At 72.8% G+C, this 17,040-nt stretch carries 17 protein-coding genes and 1 pseudogene; 4 read left to right on the plus strand and 14 right to left on the minus strand.

Annotated features, from left to right (window positions below; all coding sequences use genetic code 11):
• Nucleotides 1-325: 325 nt before the first annotated feature.
• On the plus strand, nt 326-1,855 hold the full coding sequence (locus AB0D59_RS45110) for a helix-turn-helix domain-containing protein (RefSeq protein WP_362577443.1): 1,530 nt from the start codon (nt 326-328) through the stop codon (nt 1,853-1,855).
• Between the two features lie 146 nt (nt 1,856-2,001).
• On the opposite strand, the gene AB0D59_RS45115 is transcribed toward AB0D59_RS45110, so the two are convergent.
• From AB0D59_RS45115 to AB0D59_RS45145, 7 genes and pseudogenes are all read right to left on the minus strand, one after another.
• Nucleotides 2,002-3,234 carry a cytochrome P450 gene (locus AB0D59_RS45115; protein ID WP_362577444.1) on the minus strand — a complete coding sequence of 411 codons (1,233 nt, stop codon included), beginning with the start codon at nt 3,232-3,234 and terminating at the stop codon, nt 2,002-2,004.
• A complete protein-coding gene (locus AB0D59_RS45120) occupies nt 3,231-4,457 on the minus strand; it encodes a cytochrome P450 (RefSeq protein ID WP_362577446.1) in 1,227 nt (408 codons plus the stop codon). Before AB0D59_RS45120 ends, AB0D59_RS45115 begins: the two co-directional genes overlap by 4 nt.
• The gene (locus AB0D59_RS45125; RefSeq protein WP_362577448.1) at nt 4,454-5,077 is read right to left on the minus strand and encodes an ATP/GTP-binding protein; all 624 of its coding nucleotides are present in this window, start codon (nt 5,075-5,077) and stop codon (nt 4,454-4,456) included. The genes AB0D59_RS45120 and AB0D59_RS45125 overlap by 4 nt, the downstream gene beginning before the upstream one ends.
• On the minus strand, nt 5,049-5,411 hold the full coding sequence (locus AB0D59_RS45130) for a DUF742 domain-containing protein (RefSeq protein ID WP_362577450.1): 363 nt from the start codon (nt 5,409-5,411) through the stop codon (nt 5,049-5,051). Before AB0D59_RS45130 ends, AB0D59_RS45125 begins: the two co-directional genes overlap by 29 nt.
• A complete protein-coding gene (locus AB0D59_RS45135; RefSeq protein ID WP_351711146.1) occupies nt 5,408-5,830 on the minus strand; it encodes a roadblock/LC7 domain-containing protein in 423 nt (140 codons plus the stop codon). The genes AB0D59_RS45130 and AB0D59_RS45135 overlap by 4 nt, the downstream gene beginning before the upstream one ends.
• Nucleotides 5,827-7,272, minus strand: coding sequence for an ATP-binding protein (locus tag AB0D59_RS45140; protein ID WP_362577452.1), 1,446 nt, complete (start codon nt 7,270-7,272; stop codon nt 5,827-5,829). Before AB0D59_RS45140 ends, AB0D59_RS45135 begins: the two co-directional genes overlap by 4 nt.
• Before the next feature lie 217 nt (nt 7,273-7,489).
• A pseudogene (locus AB0D59_RS45145) lies at nt 7,490-8,736 on the minus strand (serine hydrolase domain-containing protein).
• A gap of 222 nt (nt 8,737-8,958) precedes the next feature.
• On the opposite strand from AB0D59_RS45145, the gene AB0D59_RS45150 reads away from it, so the two are divergent.
• A complete protein-coding gene (locus tag AB0D59_RS45150; RefSeq protein WP_362577453.1) occupies nt 8,959-9,132 on the plus strand; it encodes a hypothetical protein in 174 nt (57 codons plus the stop codon).
• Nucleotides 9,133-9,137: 5 nt separating this feature from the next.
• Here AB0D59_RS45150 and AB0D59_RS45155 read toward each other — a convergent pair whose 3' ends face one another.
• The gene (locus tag AB0D59_RS45155) at nt 9,138-9,605 is read right to left on the minus strand and encodes a hypothetical protein (protein ID WP_362577455.1); all 468 of its coding nucleotides are present in this window, start codon (nt 9,603-9,605) and stop codon (nt 9,138-9,140) included.
• Nucleotides 9,606-9,939: 334 nt separating this feature from the next.
• On the opposite strand from AB0D59_RS45155, the gene AB0D59_RS45160 reads away from it, so the two are divergent.
• Entirely contained in the window at nt 9,940-11,289 is a 1,350-nt protein-coding gene (locus AB0D59_RS45160; protein WP_362577457.1) for a transaminase, read from the plus strand.
• 26 nt (nt 11,290-11,315) lie between these two features.
• On the plus strand, nt 11,316-11,756 hold the full coding sequence (locus AB0D59_RS45165) for an Lrp/AsnC family transcriptional regulator (protein WP_362577459.1): 441 nt from the start codon (nt 11,316-11,318) through the stop codon (nt 11,754-11,756).
• Between the two features lie 27 nt (nt 11,757-11,783).
• Here AB0D59_RS45165 and AB0D59_RS45170 read toward each other — a convergent pair whose 3' ends face one another.
• The 6 genes from AB0D59_RS45170 to AB0D59_RS45195 all read right to left on the minus strand — a co-directional run bounded on the left by AB0D59_RS45170 (nt 11,784) and on the right by AB0D59_RS45195 (nt 16,996).
• Nucleotides 11,784-12,881, minus strand: coding sequence for a PP2C family protein-serine/threonine phosphatase (locus tag AB0D59_RS45170; RefSeq protein WP_362577461.1), 1,098 nt, complete (start codon nt 12,879-12,881; stop codon nt 11,784-11,786).
• Between the two features lie 454 nt (nt 12,882-13,335).
• Entirely contained in the window at nt 13,336-14,223 is an 888-nt protein-coding gene (locus tag AB0D59_RS45175; protein ID WP_362577463.1) for a Gfo/Idh/MocA family oxidoreductase, read from the minus strand.
• A gap of 47 nt (nt 14,224-14,270) precedes the next feature.
• Nucleotides 14,271-15,254 carry an ATP-grasp ribosomal peptide maturase gene (gene tgmB, locus AB0D59_RS45180; RefSeq protein ID WP_362577465.1) on the minus strand — a complete coding sequence of 328 codons (984 nt, stop codon included), beginning with the start codon at nt 15,252-15,254 and terminating at the stop codon, nt 14,271-14,273.
• Between the two features lie 15 nt (nt 15,255-15,269).
• Entirely contained in the window at nt 15,270-15,461 is a 192-nt protein-coding gene (gene tgmA, locus AB0D59_RS45185; protein ID WP_133024031.1) for a putative ATP-grasp-modified RiPP, read from the minus strand.
• Nucleotides 15,462-15,637: 176 nt separating this feature from the next.
• Nucleotides 15,638-16,504: a fructosamine kinase family protein gene (locus AB0D59_RS45190; RefSeq protein WP_362577467.1), complete on the minus strand. Its 867-nt coding sequence runs from the start codon at nt 16,502-16,504 to the stop codon at nt 15,638-15,640.
• 27 nt (nt 16,505-16,531) lie between these two features.
• A complete protein-coding gene (locus tag AB0D59_RS45195; protein WP_362577469.1) occupies nt 16,532-16,996 on the minus strand; it encodes a hypothetical protein in 465 nt (154 codons plus the stop codon).
• Between the last annotated feature and the right edge of the window lie 44 nt (nt 16,997-17,040).

Below are 17,040 nucleotides of genomic sequence, written 5' to 3' on the forward strand. Positions count from 1 at the left end.
GCGGCCCCTGCCGGCGTGATGCCTGGCTCCGACCGGGGAGGCGTTTCCCGCCGCCGGGTGCCGCCTCTCCCGAAGCCCGGCGGCGGGCGCCGGTCCGTCCCGGCCCGCGTCTTCGGAATCCGTGTGCATACCCGCCGGATTTCCGGGCACCCGCATAGGAGCCGCCCGAGGGCCCTCCCCCCGGCCCCGGGTGAGGCGTTCTCCGCCGGCGGCCCTTCCCCCGAGGGCCGTCGGCGGAGGTGTACCCGGCGGTCGGGACCTGCCCAGGTTCATCGGGTAACGTCCGTAGGCCGGGGCAGACGCTAGGGACGAGGAGCAGGGCGAGATGGCAGGCCGGGACGGCGAGGGCCCGCACCCCCCGACACCCCACGGCGACACCTGGGCCGCGCAGCTCCTCGACCATCTGCGCCCCGGCGCCCGTGACCCGCGCCGCGTGGTCGCCTGGCTCGCCCGCGCGGTGCAGGCGACGGTCTGCCTCCAGGGCGCCGACGGCACCCTGCTCGCCGGGGAGCGGCTGTCCCTCGACGACGGCCTCGTCGCCGAGGTGGTCACCGGCCGGATCTCCGCCGCCGCCGTCCAGGACGGCGACCGGCATCTGCGGCTGGTCTCCGTCCACGCCCCCGAGCCGCGCCCCGCGGCCGCCTCGCTGCTCGCCGTGGCCCGCGCCACCCCCTTCGACCGGCGCGCCGCCGAGATCGTCACCCACACCGCCGGCATCGTCGAACTCCTGCTGCGCGAGCGCGAGTCGACGGCCGCCGGGCGCCGGCTCCGCCGGGCCACCGCCGATCTGCGCCTGGCCATCCTGCAACTGCTGATGGTGGAGGACACCGTCTCCGCCCGGCGGGTCGCCGCCGGGCTGTGGCCCGGCCTCCTCGACACCGACAGCGCCTGCGTGTACGTCGTCGAGGGGCACCCGGCGGAACGTGACGGGCTCGCCGAGGACTGCCTCGACATCACCCGCGGCCAGGCCCTGGTGGTGCGCTGCCCCGCCGTCGACGGCCATGTCATCGTCGTCAGCCCCGCGTCCAGGGCGGGTCAGTGGCTGCGCTCGCTGGTCGACGGCCGCCCCGGGACCTTCCTCGGCGGCAGCGTCCGGCAGAGCCTCGCCCGCACCGCCACCGCCTACGGCCAGGCCATCAGCGCCCTGGCAGTCGCCCGCTTCAGCCCCGGCCAGGCCGCCGTCTACGCCGAACGCACCCACCCGGAACGGCTGATGGACCCCGCCGCGCTGCACGCCTGGTCCACGACCGTGCTCCGCCCGCTGGACACCCTGCCCCACCACACCCGCGCGGAACTCCTCGCCACCACCCGCCTCGGCCTGGAGTTCACCGCCGTCAGCGCGGCCAAGGTCCTCGGCGTCAGCCGCAACACCGTCCGCGCCCGCATGGACCGCGTCGAGGCCCTCCTGGGCGCCGATTTCTCCGACCTCGCGGTGCGCGCCACCGCTCATCTGGCCCTGAACACCCAGGCGGCCCGGACGGAGGACCTCGCCGCTGCGGCACCGACGGCGTCCGGCGCGCGGCTCGGGGACCTGCTGGCCGGGCCCGGGCTGCGCGCCTGGGCGCACGACCTGCTGGACCGGCTGACCCGGGACAGCCGTGACCTGCGCGGCACCCTGCGGGCCTGGATCGCCGCCGGCGGCAACGCGGAACGCGCCGCCCAGGACCTGGGGGTGCACGCCCAGACGGTCCGCGAACACGTCCGGGGCGCCGAACCCGTCCTGGAACGTCAGCTGCTGGCTGTCGGCACCGACCTGTACGAGGTCGTCCTGGCCCACCTCGCCCTCGGGGACCTCACCGCACCAGCGCTGCTCCGGGCGAATCCGGGCCAACCGGACTCACCTGTGCACGGGTGAGCCCTCCAGGTGCCCGATCGGGCATCGCTGCGATACCCAACGGCCGGATCCGCACGTATCTTCACGTTCCGCGGGGGCACGACCGGAACGGGGGACCGGTCGCAGCCCCCGCGACCTCTGGACCCGGGTCCCCGCGACCGCCGGGCTCACACCCCCAGCCGTACCGGGATCTCCTGCCAGCCGAAGGCGATGAACGACGGCACCTGCCGCAGCTCCTCCGCGCCGACCGCCAGCCGTAGTCCCGGGAAGCGGTCGAACAGGGCGGGCAACGCGGCGAGCGCCTCCGCCCGGGCCAGCGGCGCGCCGATGCAGCGGTGCACTCCGAGCCCGAACGAGAGATGGTCGTCGGCCCCGCGCGCCGCGTCGAACACGTCCGCGTCCGGCCCGTAGCGCTCCGGATCCAGGCCCGCCGCCGCGTACGTCGTGATGATCGCGTCCCCCGCCGGAACGGTGACGTCCCCGACCTTCAGGTCGGTCACCGCGAACCGCAGCGGCAGCGAGGCGATCGACGGATGAAGGCGCAGCGTTTCGTCGATCACCGCGTCCCAGCCGACCGTCCCGGCCCACACCGCCGCCAACTGCGCCGGATGCGTCAGGAGTGCCACCGCCGCGTTCCCGATCAGGTTGACCGTGGTCTCGAACCCGGCGCCGATCACCAGCAGCAGCGTGTACAGCAGCTCCTCGTCGCTGAGCCGGTCACCGTCCTCGTCGCGGACCCGGATCAGCTCCGTGGTCATGTCGTCGCCCGGGTGCTCCACCTTGTACGCGATCAGCCCCCCGAGGACCGTGCCGATCCGCTCCTGCACGAACGCCGCGTGCTCCGGGGTCGGATCGGAGGTGTCCATGATGGCCGCGATGAGCCGGCCGGTGTCCTCCCGCATGTCCTCGGGCACACCGAACAGTTCGCAGATCATCCGCATGGGAAGGGGCTGCGCCAGCCCGGCCCGCAGATCGACCGCCGAGCCGTCGGCGCCCGCGACGGCCACCGCGTCGAGCAGCTCCTCGGCGATGGCGGCGACGCGCGGCAGCATCGCCTCGGTCCGCCGGTGCGTGAAGCTCGGCGCCACCAGCTTGCGCAGCCGGGTGTGGTCGGGGCCGTACGCGGAGAGCATGTTGACCACGCCGATCCAGCTGACCACCCAGCCCCAGGAGGGGTGTTCGCCGATCTCCGGCCACAACCGCCAGTGCTTGCGAGGGTCCTTGCTGACCCGGGGATCGAGGATCAGTTCCTTGAGGACGTCGTGGCCGGTGGGTGCCCAGGCGGGTATGCCGCCGGGCAGTTCGACGGGCACGACGGGGCCGAGGGCGCGCAACCGTGCGCTCTCCGCCGGGATGTCGGAGCCGAACGGGTCGAGAGCGATGCGGTCGGTGACGGTCACGACGACTCTCCAGGCTGGTCGGGGGAGCGGGGGCTGAACCGGACGGGCAGGGACGTCAGCGAGCGGTGGAACGGGCCGGGCCGCCAGCTGAGCCGCTCGCGGGGCAGGACCGGGTCGAGGTCGGGCAGCCACAGGGTGAGCCGCTCGATCGCCTCGGTCGCGATGAGCAGCGCGTGGTGCCGCACCGGGCAGGCGTGCGGGCCCGCGCCCCACGACAGGTGCGAGGCGTCACCGCCCCGCCGGCCGCTGGAGACCTCCCGCTCGGCGAACAGGCCCATGGCACCGAAGGAGACGACCACCGGGATCGCCGGCCTGACCCACGCCCCGTGGAAGGAGACGGGCCGACGGGCGTAGTAGATCCCGTAGTTGGCAAGCGGGGTCTCGTGGTGCAGCACCTCGACCACCGCGTCCATGACCGGGCGGGCGCCGCTGGTCAACGTGGAGTAGTAGAGGGAGTTGCCGAGGATCCGGGACAGCGCGTTGGACACCAGGTTCGTGGTCGGCTCGTACCCCGCGCCGAGGGTGAGGAAGACCTGCCAGGTGACCTCCTCCGGGGTCAGCCCGGCCGGATGGTCCAGGAGCATGCTCGGCAGGTCCTCGCCGCGCTCGGCGACCTTGGCGGCGACCAGCCGCAGCACGTAGTCGGCGAACTCCGCCTCGCCCTCGGCCGCGTGCGCACCGCCCTCCATCATCTTCAGGAGGCCTTCGTTGAGCCGGTCGCCCTGGCTGTCGGGCAGCCCGAACAGGTTGTTGAACACCAGCGCCATCAGCGGCCGGGTGAAGTCGGCGACGAGATCCGCCTCGCCGCGCGGCCCGAAGCGGTCCACCAGCAGCCGTACCGCCCGGTGCACCAGTGCGCGCAGATCGTGCGGCTCGATCAGGTCGAACACGTCGATGAGGCTGGTGCGGTAGCGGATGTGGGCGTCGGCGTCGGAGAACAGGGCGTTGGGCCGCCAGCGCATCATGCCGAGCAGCGGGGAGTCCTCGGGGACGGTGGCCTCCCAGCCCCGCGGATCGTGCGAGAAGGTCTCCACGTCCCGCAGCACATCGAGGGCGGCGAGCCGCTCGGTGATGACGTACGCGGGCGTGCCCGGCGCGAGTTCCGCCCAGCCGACCGGGCCCTGGGCGCGCAGCGCCGCGTAGTAGCCGTGCGGGTTCCGGGCGTAGCCGTCCTCCCACAGTCGCACCGGTCCGGAGATGGTGAAGGACTGCTGCGCGGTCATCGGGCCTCCGCCGGCCGGTCGTCGATCAGATGCTGTACGAGGGCGAGCAGCGCGTCGACCGAGGAGTGCGGGTCGCGGGCGTCACAGGTCACCATCGGGGTGCCCGGCTCCAGGTCCAGGGCGGCGCGCAGTTGTTCGCCCGTGTAGTGGCTGGGCGCGTCGGGAAACGCGTTGAAGGCGACCGCGTACGGCAGCCCCGCCTCCTCCACCAGGCCCAGCACGTCGAAAGAGGCGTCTATCCGCCGGCTGTCCACCAGGACCAGGGCGCCGAGCGCCCCGTAGGAGATGTCGTCCCACAGCGTCCGGAACCGCTGCTGCCCCGGCGTCCCGAACAGATAGAGCACGATGCCGCCGGCCAGACTGATCCGACCGAAGTCGATCGCGACGGTCGTCGTCTCCTTCTCCCGCACCCCGTCGAGCTCGTCGACATGGGCGGAGGCCTCGGTGAGGTGCTCCTCGGTGTGCAGCGGGCGGATCTCCGACACCGCGTCGATCAGGGTCGTCTTGCCCACCCCGAACGGCCCGGTGACCAGGATCTTCACCAGGTCACGGGCGCTGTCGGGGAGATGGGTGCCGCCCGTGCGGGGCAGCTCACCGGTACTTGAGGGCGCGGAGGCCATCGGCCACTCTCTTCAGCAGGTCGGGGTCGAACCGTTCGGCGGGCGGGATCGGCGCACGGGCCTGGACCAGGTCCCGGTCGACGAGGTCGGCGGCCAGCACCCGGACGGCGGAGACCGGCAGCCGCAGCAGCGCCGCCGCCTCCACCAGCGTCAGCGCGCCATCGGACAGCAGCTCCAGCAGGGCCTGTTCGGCGGCGGGCAGACCGGCGGGCAGGGGGGTCCCGTCGCGGGTGAGCACGGTCAGCCGTTCCAGATGCGGACGGCTGGGCCGGGCCACCCCGCCGGTCGACAGATACGCGGGGACCAGGGGACGGCCGCCACGGCGGCCGGTCATGCCGGCGCGCCGCCGTCGGAGCCTCTGGGTGCCGCCGCCATCGCCTTCTCGCCCAGCCGGGCCACCTGCGAGTGCACCCGGTGCGCCAGTAGGTCGAGCCGCACCTCCGGGTCGCCGTAGGCCGCCACACAGGTGCCGTGGTCGGTCGGCACGATCAGCACGTACCCGTGGTCCGACTCGATGACCACCTGCCGCACCTCGGCCCGGTCCCGGTCCGCGAACGCGGCGGCCGCGGCCCGGCAGGCGCCCTGCACGGTACTGGTGATCGCGGCCACCCGCTCGGCGGTCGCCTGGGACAGGGCGTCGGTGTACCCCGTCGCGAGACCGTCCCGGGTGAGCAGGACGGCGGCCAGTACATGCGGTACCTGCAGGATCGGATCCAGCACCCATGCCGTCTCGCCCGCATCGCGGCTGGTCATCTGGCCGCTCCTCCTTCGTCGTCGGTCCGTTGGGGATCGGGCGCGCCGGCCCGCTTGGGGGTCCGCGCCGCCGCGGTGCCGTACTGCAGGGCCGCGAGCGCGGCGGCCGCCTCCTCGGGGCGCCGGGCGGCCGGCTGCTGCTGCGGTACGCCGGGGGCGTCGGGACGGGTGCGGCGCCGTCGCTGCGGCAGACCGTCCAGGTCGCCCGGCCCCTGGTGGCCTGGGGCGCGTTCGTGCTCGGCCGCGGCGGGCGCCGATGCCGGTGCGGCCGGAGCCGGTGCGGCCGGAGCCGGTGCGGCCGGGGACTCGGTCGACGGCGGCTCGTGCGCGGCCGGTTCGAGCGCCGGCTCCCGGCGCACCACCGAGCGCTCGCGCGTCGAGCGCGGCGCGCTGGCCGAGGGCGGCCGTACGCCCGGGTCGATCCGGCCGAGCAGATGGCTGTCGACCCGCAGCACCGCGCGCACCCCGCCGTACGGCGAGGGGGAGGAGACGTCGACGTTCAGGTCGAACTGGCGGGTGAGCTGGCCGACCGCGGCCAGGCCCATGCGCGGCGGATCGCCGAGGTCGGTCAGCAGGATCGGGTCGCTGCCCGCCACCAGCCGCTGGCCGCGGGCCCGTTCGTCCTGCGTCATGCCGAGGCCGGCGTCGTCGACGGTGACGCACACCCCGTGGTGGACGTGTTCCAGATTGACCACGACCTCGGTGTCCGGTGCCGAGTGGCGCAGCGCGTTGTCGAGGAGTTCGGCGACGATGATGGCGACCGGCTCGACCGCGTGGGACACCAGGGCGGTGCCCGGCTCCAGATGGTTGTGGACCGTGACCCGGTGGTAGCCGGCGAGCCGGGCCTGACCGCCGGTCACGGCGTCCACCACGTGGGACTCCTCGCGGGCCAGCCCCACCCAGGCCCCGCACACGACCGCGGCCACCTGCGCCCGCCGCAGCGACTGCTCGTTCTCGTGGTCCAGAGCGAACAGTGTCTGCGCCAACTCCGGTTCGTCGTAGCGTTGCTGGAGCCCCCGCAGGGCGTCCTGCAGGCGGTACAGGGCGGCCTGGATCTCCCGGGTGGCGCCCCGCAGACCGGCCTGCGCGGCCGCGTCGATCCGGGTGCGCTGTGCGGTCAACTCCTCGCGCAGTGCGGTGAGTACGTACTCCAGCGCGATCCCCGTGGGGGTCCCGGGCGTGTTCTGCCCGGCCGGACCCGGCACCTTGAGGTGCGGATGCGTGAGCTGCGCGGCGGCCGCGGGCATCCGGCGGGCGGCCAGATGCTCGACCTCGGAGATGAACGCGCTGTCGGCGCCCGTCAGTTGGGCACGCAACTCCTGCACCTCGGCCCGCAGTGCCGCCTTCTGGCGCCGGGCCCGCAGCAGACTGCCGCCGAGGGCGAGCGCGGAGAGCGTTCCGGCGGCGAGACCACCGGCCACCAGTTCCGGCAATTCGATCATGGAATGGGTTTCCAGGGGGAGTAGGGCAGCAGTGGGCACGGGGAGCCCAGGGCCCTCCCATGTGGCGCTCGCAGCACAGTACACACCGTCATCGACCGGTCCCGCACGGTGAATCGTTACATCAATTCGAATCTGCTCGGTGAGTGTTCGCTTCTGTGTCAACTGTCGGAAATGCCATGCGCAGAGGGCGAGTTGGAGCCGTGTGCGGTTCGAGCCGTCAGCGCGTGGCGGCGGCCGGCGCCGGCAGGTCGAAGACGTGGGCGGGCGAGATGACGTGGGTGATCGCCTGGCCGAACAGCGTGCTGGGCTCGATGTTCCCCCGGTAGCTGATGTCGGTGTTCAGCAGGACGACCACGGTCGTCCGCGCCGACGGCAGATAGACGGTCAGGGCCTCGTAGCCAGGCAGTGAGCCGTTGTGCCCGATCCAGCCCTGGACGTCGAAGATGCCGAGTCCGTACCCGGCGCCGGGATCCCCGTCGGCGGAGTCGTCAGCCGCTGCTTCTGGACGGCCGGGCCGATCATGGTCGTGCCGTCGGGGAAGACGCCGGTGGCCGCCGTGCGCGCCCAGGTGTGCAGGTCGTCCAGGTCGGAGATCATCGCGCCGGCCGCCCAGGCCCAGGAGGGGTCCCAGCCGGCGGTCTCCTCGACCTTTCCGGTCGCCGTCTGGTCGGTGTAGCCCTGTGCGTGCGGCGTGGGGAACGCGTTCCCGGCCGGGAACACCGTGTGGCTCATGCCCGCCGGAGCGAGGACGTGCTCCTGGAGGTAGTCGCCGAGCCGCTGTCCGCTCTCCTTCTCGACGAGCAGGCCGAGCAGGATCAGGTTGGTGTTGGAGTAGGAGAACTTCTGCCCCGGCTGGAACAGCACCGGGTGCCTGAAGGAGTAGGCGAGCAACTCCTGCGGGGTGAAGGGGCGTTGCGGATCCGAGGTCAGCGCCTTGAAGAAGCTGTTGTCCTCGGAGTAGTTGAACAGCCCGCTGCGCATCCCGGCCAGGTCCCGGAGGGTGATCCGGTCGCCGCCCGGCACTCCGTCGAGGTACTCGCCGATGGGGTCGTCCAGGCCCACCTTGCCCTGGTCGGCCAGTTGCAGCACGGCCGTCACGGTGAACATCTTGGTCTCGCTGCCGATCCGCGTGTACAGGTCGGGCGACATCTTCTGTCCGGTGTCCTTGTTCGCGACCCCGAACGAGCGAACGTAGTCGGGCCGGCCGGGTGTCCAGACCCCGACGGTCACCCCGGGCACGTCGGCCTCGCGCATGACCTTCCGCACAGCCGCGTCGAGTCGGCGGGCCACGGCCGGGGTCATGTCCCGGACGTCCGTGCTGCCGGACGGTGACGGGGTGGTCGAGGGCGCGGCGATCGCGGCCGGTGCGGAGGCGGCCGCCCGGCCGGCCGGCGGCACCGTCAGTGTCCCCAGCACGACGGCGATCGCGGCCCCGCTGCGCAGCATGGCGGACGTGTGCGACATGGGCTGACTCCAAGCACGTGAGAGGGACGTGCGATGGGGTCGGACGTCAGAACCCTGGCTCCACAGGATACGAGCGCGCGTCCGACGGCGCCTGTCGACCGGGAGACGCCGGAATGCTTGTAGGACAGGTGGCCGGGTCCGATCGGGGGGCTGTGCTCACCCGACCCGGTGAGCGCGTCGGACGGCGCGTACCACCGGCGCGTTTTCGGGCGTTGCTCCGGCATGGACGGATCCTCACCCACGCCCTGGCGCCCGGCCCGGGAGCCGCGCGCCCTCCGCTCCAGCGAGCCGATCTACGCCCAGCTCCGGCAGGAGTGGCGGGATCAGGGCCGTACCGTGCCGGCCGAGCCCGAGAGCCGGCGCGCCATCGTGTTCGTCCCGCCGCCCCGCCGCTGACCTCGCTACTCCCCGCACATCGGGGCCAGCACCGCCAGCGCCCCGTTGGCCTCGCGCAGGGCCAGCTCCAGCGTGCCCGGCGCATGCAGCGCACCACCGCCGTCGGGCGGCACCAGCCACTCCAGATACCGCGCCGGCCGGTACGGCGGCGGTACGGCGACCCAGGAGCCCTTGGTCGCATAGCGCAGACCGGAGCCGATCCAGCCGCCGGACGGATCGGGCGGCAGGAAGAAACCGACCCGGCCCGCCGCGCTGTCCACCAGGGTCGGGCCGGGCACCGGGAGCGAGGGCCGCCACAGCAGATCCAGCGTGAGCAGACCGAGCCGGTCCGGGACGCTCAGCACATCCCAGTAGCGGCCCGCCTCCAGCAGGGCGACGCCCTCCCCGTGGTCCCACTCCCGCTTGCACGCCCGGGGGTCCGCCGAGGCCGCCGCCAGCCATTCCACACCCTGCATCCACATCGCGTTCGTCATGCACTGCTCCCGGGGATCACCGCTCGCCTGTTTCGGGCGCAGGGAACGACCGACACCGGGCACTCGGCGCGTTCGCACGCCAACCCGGCATATGCATGCTGGTAGATATTTCTATGTGGCGGAAGGGGTGGCGAACCCTGGCGTTTTGGGGCGAATGTTCGAACGTCGAGTGCCAGTGCGCTTGCTTCGCGGTGTGCGGGACGACTTTCGGGCAGGGCTGCGCGCGAATCCGTCGTCGCATCAAGTGATTCGAGCGTCAGATCTTGAAGAGGCGCTGATATCGGTCGTACCATCCCGGCATTCCGTCGCCGCCGCTCCCGACCTGGGGTACTCTATGGACCGCACCCGACTGCACGCCCTGCTGGCCCGGGAGAGCGCCGAGGCCGAGCGGCGAAATCCCCGCTCCCGGGCTGCATATGCAGACGCCGGCCATCTCTTCGGCCGGGTCCCGATGACCTGGATGAACAAGACCGCCGGCGCCTTTCCTCGCTACCTGGCGACCGCGCGCGGCGCCCGGGTCACCGACGTCGACGGGCACACCTACATCGACTTCTGCCTCGGCGACACCGGCGCGATGGCCGGTCACTCGCCGGCCGTGGTGACGGAGGCGGTGCACCGCAGGTTCGCCGAGCAGGGCGGGGCCACCGCGATGCTGCCGACGGAGGACGCGGAGTGGGTGGGCGCGGAGCTGACCCGCCGCTTCGGGCTCGCCCGCTGGAGCTTCTCGCTCACCGCGACGGACGCCAACCGGTGGGCGATCCGGCTCGCCCGCGCCGTCACCGGCCGCCCGAAGATCCTGGTGAACAGCTACAGCTACCACGGCAGCGTCGACGAGTCCCTCATCGTCGTGGGCCCCGACGGCAAGGGCGTACCCCGCCCCGGAAACGTCGGCGCGCCCTGTGAGGTCACCCTGACCAGCCGGGTCGCCGAGTTCAACGACCTCGCGCAACTGGAGCGCGAGCTCGCCCACGGCGACGTGGCCGCCGTCCTCATGGAACCCGCGCTCACCAACATCGGCATCGTCCTGCCGGAGCCCGGCTACCTGGCCGGCGTGCGCGCCCTGACCAGGCGGTACGGCACGCTGCTGATCAACGACGAGACGCACACCTTCTCCGCCGGCCCCGGCGGCTGCACCGCCGCCTGGGACCTGGAGCCGGACCTGCTGACCATCGGCAAGGCCATCGGCGGCGGCATCCCGGCCGGCGCCTACGGCCTCTCCGCCGACCTCGCCGAGCGCCTGCTCGCCCGTGCCGACCTGGACCTGGTCGACATGGGCGGGGTCGGCGGCACCCTCGCCGGCAACGCGCTCTCGGTCGCGGCGACCCGGGCCACCCTGGAGCATGTCCTCACCGACGAGGCCTTCGCCCGCATGGCACAGCTCTCCGAACGCTTCGAGACCGGCGTCCGGCAGGCCGTGGAGGCGCACGCCCTGCCCTGGTCGGTGAGCCGGCTCGGGGCCCGCACCGAGTACCGCTTCGCCGCCCCGGCCCCGCGCACCGGGACCGAGTCCGCGGCCGCCGCCGACACCGAGCTGGAGGACTTCCTGCACCTCTACCTCGCCAACCGGGGCATCCTCCTGACCCCGTTCCACAACATGGCCCTGATGTGCCCCGACACCACCGAGCAGGACGTCGACACCCACACCGCGGTGTTCGGTGCCGCCCTGCTCGAACTCGTCGGCTGAGCCGGGAAAGGGGAGTCGGGACCCACATGGACGACATCGACCGGGCCATCCTGCGCGAGCTGCAGAACGACGGCCGGATCGCCTACGTCGACCTCGGCCCCCGGGTCGGCCTGTCCGCCTCCGCGGCCCGGCAGCGGCTGCAGCGCCTGCTGGACTCCCGGGCCGTGCAGGTCGTCGGCGTCACCGACCCGATGGCCATGGGCGGCCAGGCGATGGCGCTGCTCGGCATCGGCGTGGACGGCGACCCCCGCGCCGTCGCCGACGCCCTCGCCGTACACCCCGAAGTGGTCTACTCGGTGTTCACCTCGGGCGGCTTCGATCTGTTCGCGGAGGTGGTCACCCCCGGCCCGAAGGACCTGCTCGACTTCGTCAACGACATGGTCCGGCCGGTCGAGGGCGTGCGCGAGGTCCGGTCGTTCCCGTACTTCGGCATCCACACCCACCGCTTCCTGTGGGACGTGGGCTGAACCGGGGCGGGGACGTGAGCCGGGACCTCAGGTGATGCCGGGCGCCAGGACGATCATGGTGGCGTCGTCCCGCACCTCGCAGCGCCGGGCCAGGTCGGCCCACACCAGTTCGGCGAGTTCGGCCGCCTCCGCGCCGGCGAACACGGCCAGCCGCTCCGGGAGCGGATAGAAGCGCCCGGTCTGGTCACGCGCCTCCCAGACGCCGTCCGAGGCGATGAACAGCCGGTCGCCGGGCCACAGCTCGACCGTGACCTCCTTCGGCGGTTCCACCCCCACCAGACCGAGCCCCACCGGTGCCGCGGGCGCGACGGCCAGCTCCTGGGCACGGCCGTCGCGCAGCAGCACCGGCGCCGGATGACCGCAGGCCACCAGCCGCACCGACCGCAGATCGGCGGAGAACTCCACCAGTAGGGCCGTCGCGAACAGCTCCGCGTGCGGTACGTCGGCCGAGTCCACCGTCAGCCGGCGGTCCATCCGCGCCGCCACCGACTCCAGGTCCGGCTGGTCGAGGACCGCCTCCCGGAACGCGCCGAGCAGCGACACCACCGTGGAGACGGCGGCCAGCCCGTGCCCGCGTACGTCCCCCATCACCGCCCGCACGCCGAAGGGCCCCTCCCGCACGTCGAAGAAGTCCCCGCCGACCAGCGTGCCGTGCTGTGCGGCCCGGTACAGCCCGACGCACCCCACCGCCCCGACCCGCTCCGGCAGCGGCGGCAACACGGCCCGCTGCACCGCCTCGCCCACCGCCCGCTCGGTGACCAGCTGGGCGTCCCGGTGACTGCGTACATACGACACGAACACGCTCAGTAGCGCGACGAAGGTGACCGTGAGCAGGTCGGTGTCGCCCGGATGGTTCAGATGGGTGGCGGGCACGTTCAGCAGGACCACGACCAGGCAGCTGAGCACGGCCGTCGCCAGCGGGCCGTACGACAGGACGGCCAGCGGCGGGATGGCCCCGAGCAGGAAGCCGAAGTCGTGTCCGTCGGGGCTGCTCAGCGTCGCCGCGGCCACGACCGCGAGCAGCAGCAAGGGCAGCACCCGCACCCAGCGCGGCGGCGGCGCACCCTGCAGCCAGCCACGTCCGTCCCGGTAGCCACGCGACGACCAGCCGCGCACCGAAGTCACATCCCTAAGCTACGCCCGCGCCCGGACACCGGTCCCGTGCAGATCTTGAAACGCCGTGGCGACGCATTCCGCGGACGGGCCGGGATCGGGGCCCCACCGTGCCAGCCGCACGCCCGGGACCGGACGGAAGGAGGTGAATGTGAGCTACCTCACGTGTTCCGCGCTACCTCCCGGCTTCCCGGGAGTGACAGGTCAGAGCCGACCCGGGAGCCGGGCGGCTGCCGCCGCCGGCGCCGGGTCACACGCCGAAACCTCTGAAGATCGCTAGTGCCGCAACAGGCGACGTTCGCCCCGTCGCGAGGCCCGCCACGTTCTCTCGCCGCACCGGCCGAAAGCCCCGAGTACATCCCGTACGAGGGCTTCCGTCCGGCACTCCTCCAGCCTCCGGCCGGGGGACCCCCAGAGAACGCGCCGGACGCCGCTCCTTCACGGGCGGACGTCGCCTGCCGCGGCACTAGCCGACGTCCTTGCCCAGCAGGGTCTCCGCCTCCGTGAGGACCTCGGTGACCCGCAGGGCGAACGCGGCGTCACAGAGGTGCGGGCGGCCCGTGCGGGCGGCGGTGACCAGGGCGTCGGCCGCCCGGGACAAGGCGGGCACGGCTCCTTCCGTACTCCTCGGCAGCAGCGTCACCCCCGCCGCGCCCCGCAGCTCCACATCGGCCCCGGCCGCCGCCGGGGGAGCCGTGAGGCTCAGGGTCACCGTGCTGGACGCACCGCCGGCATGGTCGAGAACCAGATGGACGGTGTCCGCGGGGCCGTGCACGGCGGCCGCCACCCGCCGTACGTCGCCCAGGACCGGCAGCAGCACGGACAGGGCGTGCGGGCCCACGTCCCACAGCGCGCCCTTCTCCCGCCGCCACGGCGACGCGGCGAACGGGCTCTCGTCGGTGAACACCGACCCCAGCCACTGCGCCCGCGCCGTGAACCAGCCCGCCGCGGCGGCCTGTTCACTGATCCACGCCTCCGGTTCGCCCTGGAAGCGGGTGGTGAAGAAGACCACCGAGGCGACCCCGGCCCGCTCGGCCGCCTCCACCACCGCCCGCCCCTCGGCGACGCCGAGCGCGAGGGGCTTGTCCAGCAGCAGATGCCGGCCCGCCGCCGCGGCCCGTACCGCCAGTTCCGCCTGGACGGCCGGCGGCAGCGCCACCGCCACCGCGTCGACATCGGCGAACAGCGCGTCCACGTCGTCGTACGCCCGGACCCCGTACTCCCCGGCCAGCTCCGCCGCGGCCTGCGGGCGGCGGCCCCACACCCCGGTGAAGTCCAGCGATCCGTGCCCCGCCAGCGCGGGGGCGTAGGCCGCCCGTGCCCAGGGGCCCGTCCCCAGCAGTCCGATGCGCATTTCCCGTTCCTTTCTCCGTGCCCGGTTCCACCTCGTCGCCCAGACCGTCAAGGCGTCCTGCTCCGACCGCCGTTGACGTACGGCCGGTACTGCTCCGTGCCGTGCGCCAGCCAGCCGGCGATGGTCTCGGCGATCGGCTGACCGGTGTCCATCTCGACGAAACCGAACTGGCCCGACTGGTTGCACTCCAGGAACCACCAGATGCCGTCGGCGTCCTCCGCGAAGTCGAAGGCACCATAGGCCAGCTCGGCGTCCTTCATATACGTGTGAACGGTCTCGGCGACTCGCGGCGGCACCTCCGCCGCCAGCCAGGGAGAGACGGACGGGGCGAACCGGACGTCCACGTCGTCGGGACACGCGTCCGGGCTCACCGGCTTGCGGGCGGCCAGCAGCCGCTCGCCGACCACCGTCAGCCGGATGTCGGCCCGCTTGGCCACCCGCCGCTGCAACAGCGTCGGCCCGAACGCCACCGCCGCGAAGTCGGTGTCCGGTGCCACCCGGCTGGTCGGCACCGCCCGCGGCGGCTCCTGCGGATGCGCGCCCGACACCGGCTTGACCACCAGGTCCGGGAAGCGCTCCGCGAACTCCCTGGCGGCCTGCGGGAACGTCGTGATCAGCGTCGCGGGCACGGCGAGCCCGCTGCGCTGCGCCAGCCGCAGCTGCCACGGCTTGTGGCGGGCCCGGCGGGCCGCGTCCGGATGGTTCATCCAGCGCGCGTCGGTCCCGCGCAGCATGCCGTACAACGCCTGTTCGGACTCCTCGGTCAGCCAGGTGGACGGCTGGGTGGCCCGGGCGGCCGCCACTCCCGGCCTGCGCACCCAGATGGAGCGGAGGCCGTTCATGCTCACCAGGCGCCCGTTCACGGACAGATGTCCGCGACTGGCGCCCTGCACATACTCGCCCGACAGGGCCACACCGCTGGTCAGATCGGCAGGATCGAGGCGAACGACGGGCACTCCGGTCTCGTGCAGCCGGAGGACCACCATGTCCGCCGTCACGTCCTCGTCACTGGTCAGGATGAGCACGGTCATCGTCGGGGTCCGCGCTCAGTCGTCGAAGTGCGTCTTGGAGCCCGCCGTGGAGGTCGTGGTCCCCAGGGCTCTGAGCGTTGCGTGATCGGTGGCTGCGATCCGGCCATCGAGGAGAACGTTCAACTGCAGTCCGGAGTCATACGCGTACGGAGTGGTGACGTCCAACTGCACTGCGGGGCGTGCATAGTTGAGCGCGAACGGTTGCATGGTCTCTCCCTGTTTCGTTCTTCCATGCACTTATACGATTCGAACGCGTGGTTGGTTTCCTTACTCTGCGTAATCTCAGTCCTAATTAAGGGGTTGTTAAGGAACCAGCCGGAAATCAGCGGCGAATCGTTCCCGCCCGTGGCCGATTTCACATGCCCGTCCGGCATGTGACAGCGTCAGATGCCCGCGATGGTCCGGGATGTCTCCAGGGTCTGTTCGGCGTAGCCCCGTCCGAAGAGCGCGGTATGCACCAGCAGCGGAAACAGCTGATGCACCGCCACGCGCTCCGCCCAGCCGGCGGCCAGGGGGGCCACCTCCTGGTACCCCTCCAGAATCGGGTCAAGGTACGGGCAGCCGAAGAGGCGGAGCATCGCGAGGTCGGTCTCGCGGTGCCCGCCGTGCGCGGCCGGGTCGATCAGCCGGACCGGGCCGTCGGTGCCCCACAGGACATTGCCGTTCCACAGATCTCCGTGCAGCCGGGCGGGCGGCTCGGGCGGCCCCGCCACCTCCGGGAGTCGCTCGCAGACCCGCTCGACCACCGCGGCCTCGCCGGGCCGCAGGGTCCCCCGGTCGACCGCCGTGCGCAGATACGGCAGCACGCGGTGCTCGGCGTACCAGTGCGGCCAGTCGGTGCCCGGCTCGTTGCGCATCGGGGCGCGGCCGATCCAGGCGTCGTCCGGGCCGTCCGGCGGCGCCGCCCCGAAGGCCGGGGCCCCGGCGGAGTGCAGAGCGGCGAGCGCCTGGCCGAAACGCGTCGCCGCCTCGGCGTCCGGGCGTCCGGTGGGGACCAGTTCGGTCACCAGCCACCGCTCGTCGTGCCCCAGCACCTCGGGCACCGCGACCGCCCCGGCGGCGGCCAGCCAGCGCAGCCCGGCCGACTCGGCCGGTACCGCGCCGGGGTCCTCGCCACGCTTGACCATGACGGCGCGCCCGCCCGCGAGCATCACCTCCGCCAGGCTGCCCGACCGTGCCCGCACCGCCGAGACCGGCCGCCCGGTGAGCCGGGCGGCCGCCGCGCCCGGCCCTTCGCCGCCGTCGACCACGGCCACCAGGGTACGGGCCGTTCCGGGTCAGGAGCCCCAGGTGCCCTGGTCCACGGCGCAGTTCCACCCCGTGCCGTGCAGGGCGAACTTCACCTTGTAGGTGTGGGTGTTCAGCAGATGCGTCTGCACCTTCACGCCGAGACTGGTCTTCTTCAGCGTCGTCGTGTACACCGACACCGTCTTCGACGTCTTGTGGCTGACCTTGCCGCCCTTGGCCGTGGCGCTGCCGAAGCGGATGTTCTTCACGTCCGTCACGGTGAACGTGACCTTCTTGAAGCTCTTGCTCGCGCTGGTGTTCTTCACCGCGAAGTACAGGCCGCCGTTGGTGACCCAGCCGCTTGAGTTCACGTAGAAGCGGCTCGGATAGACGATGTCGACCGGGCAGCCGGTGCTCCGTGCCGCCCCGGCCTGCGCGGACGCGCCGGTCGCGAGGCCCAGTTGGGCGGCGGCGACGACGGCGGCGGCAGCCAGGACACCGAAAGAAGTGTGCATACGGTTCACTGCGGTGATACCTCCCCCTGCGGTATTCATCGGAC

Origin of the sequence: Streptomyces sp. NPDC048417 (genome assembly GCF_040651615.1) — a bacterium.
GTDB lineage: Bacteria > Actinomycetota > Actinomycetes > Streptomycetales > Streptomycetaceae > Streptomyces.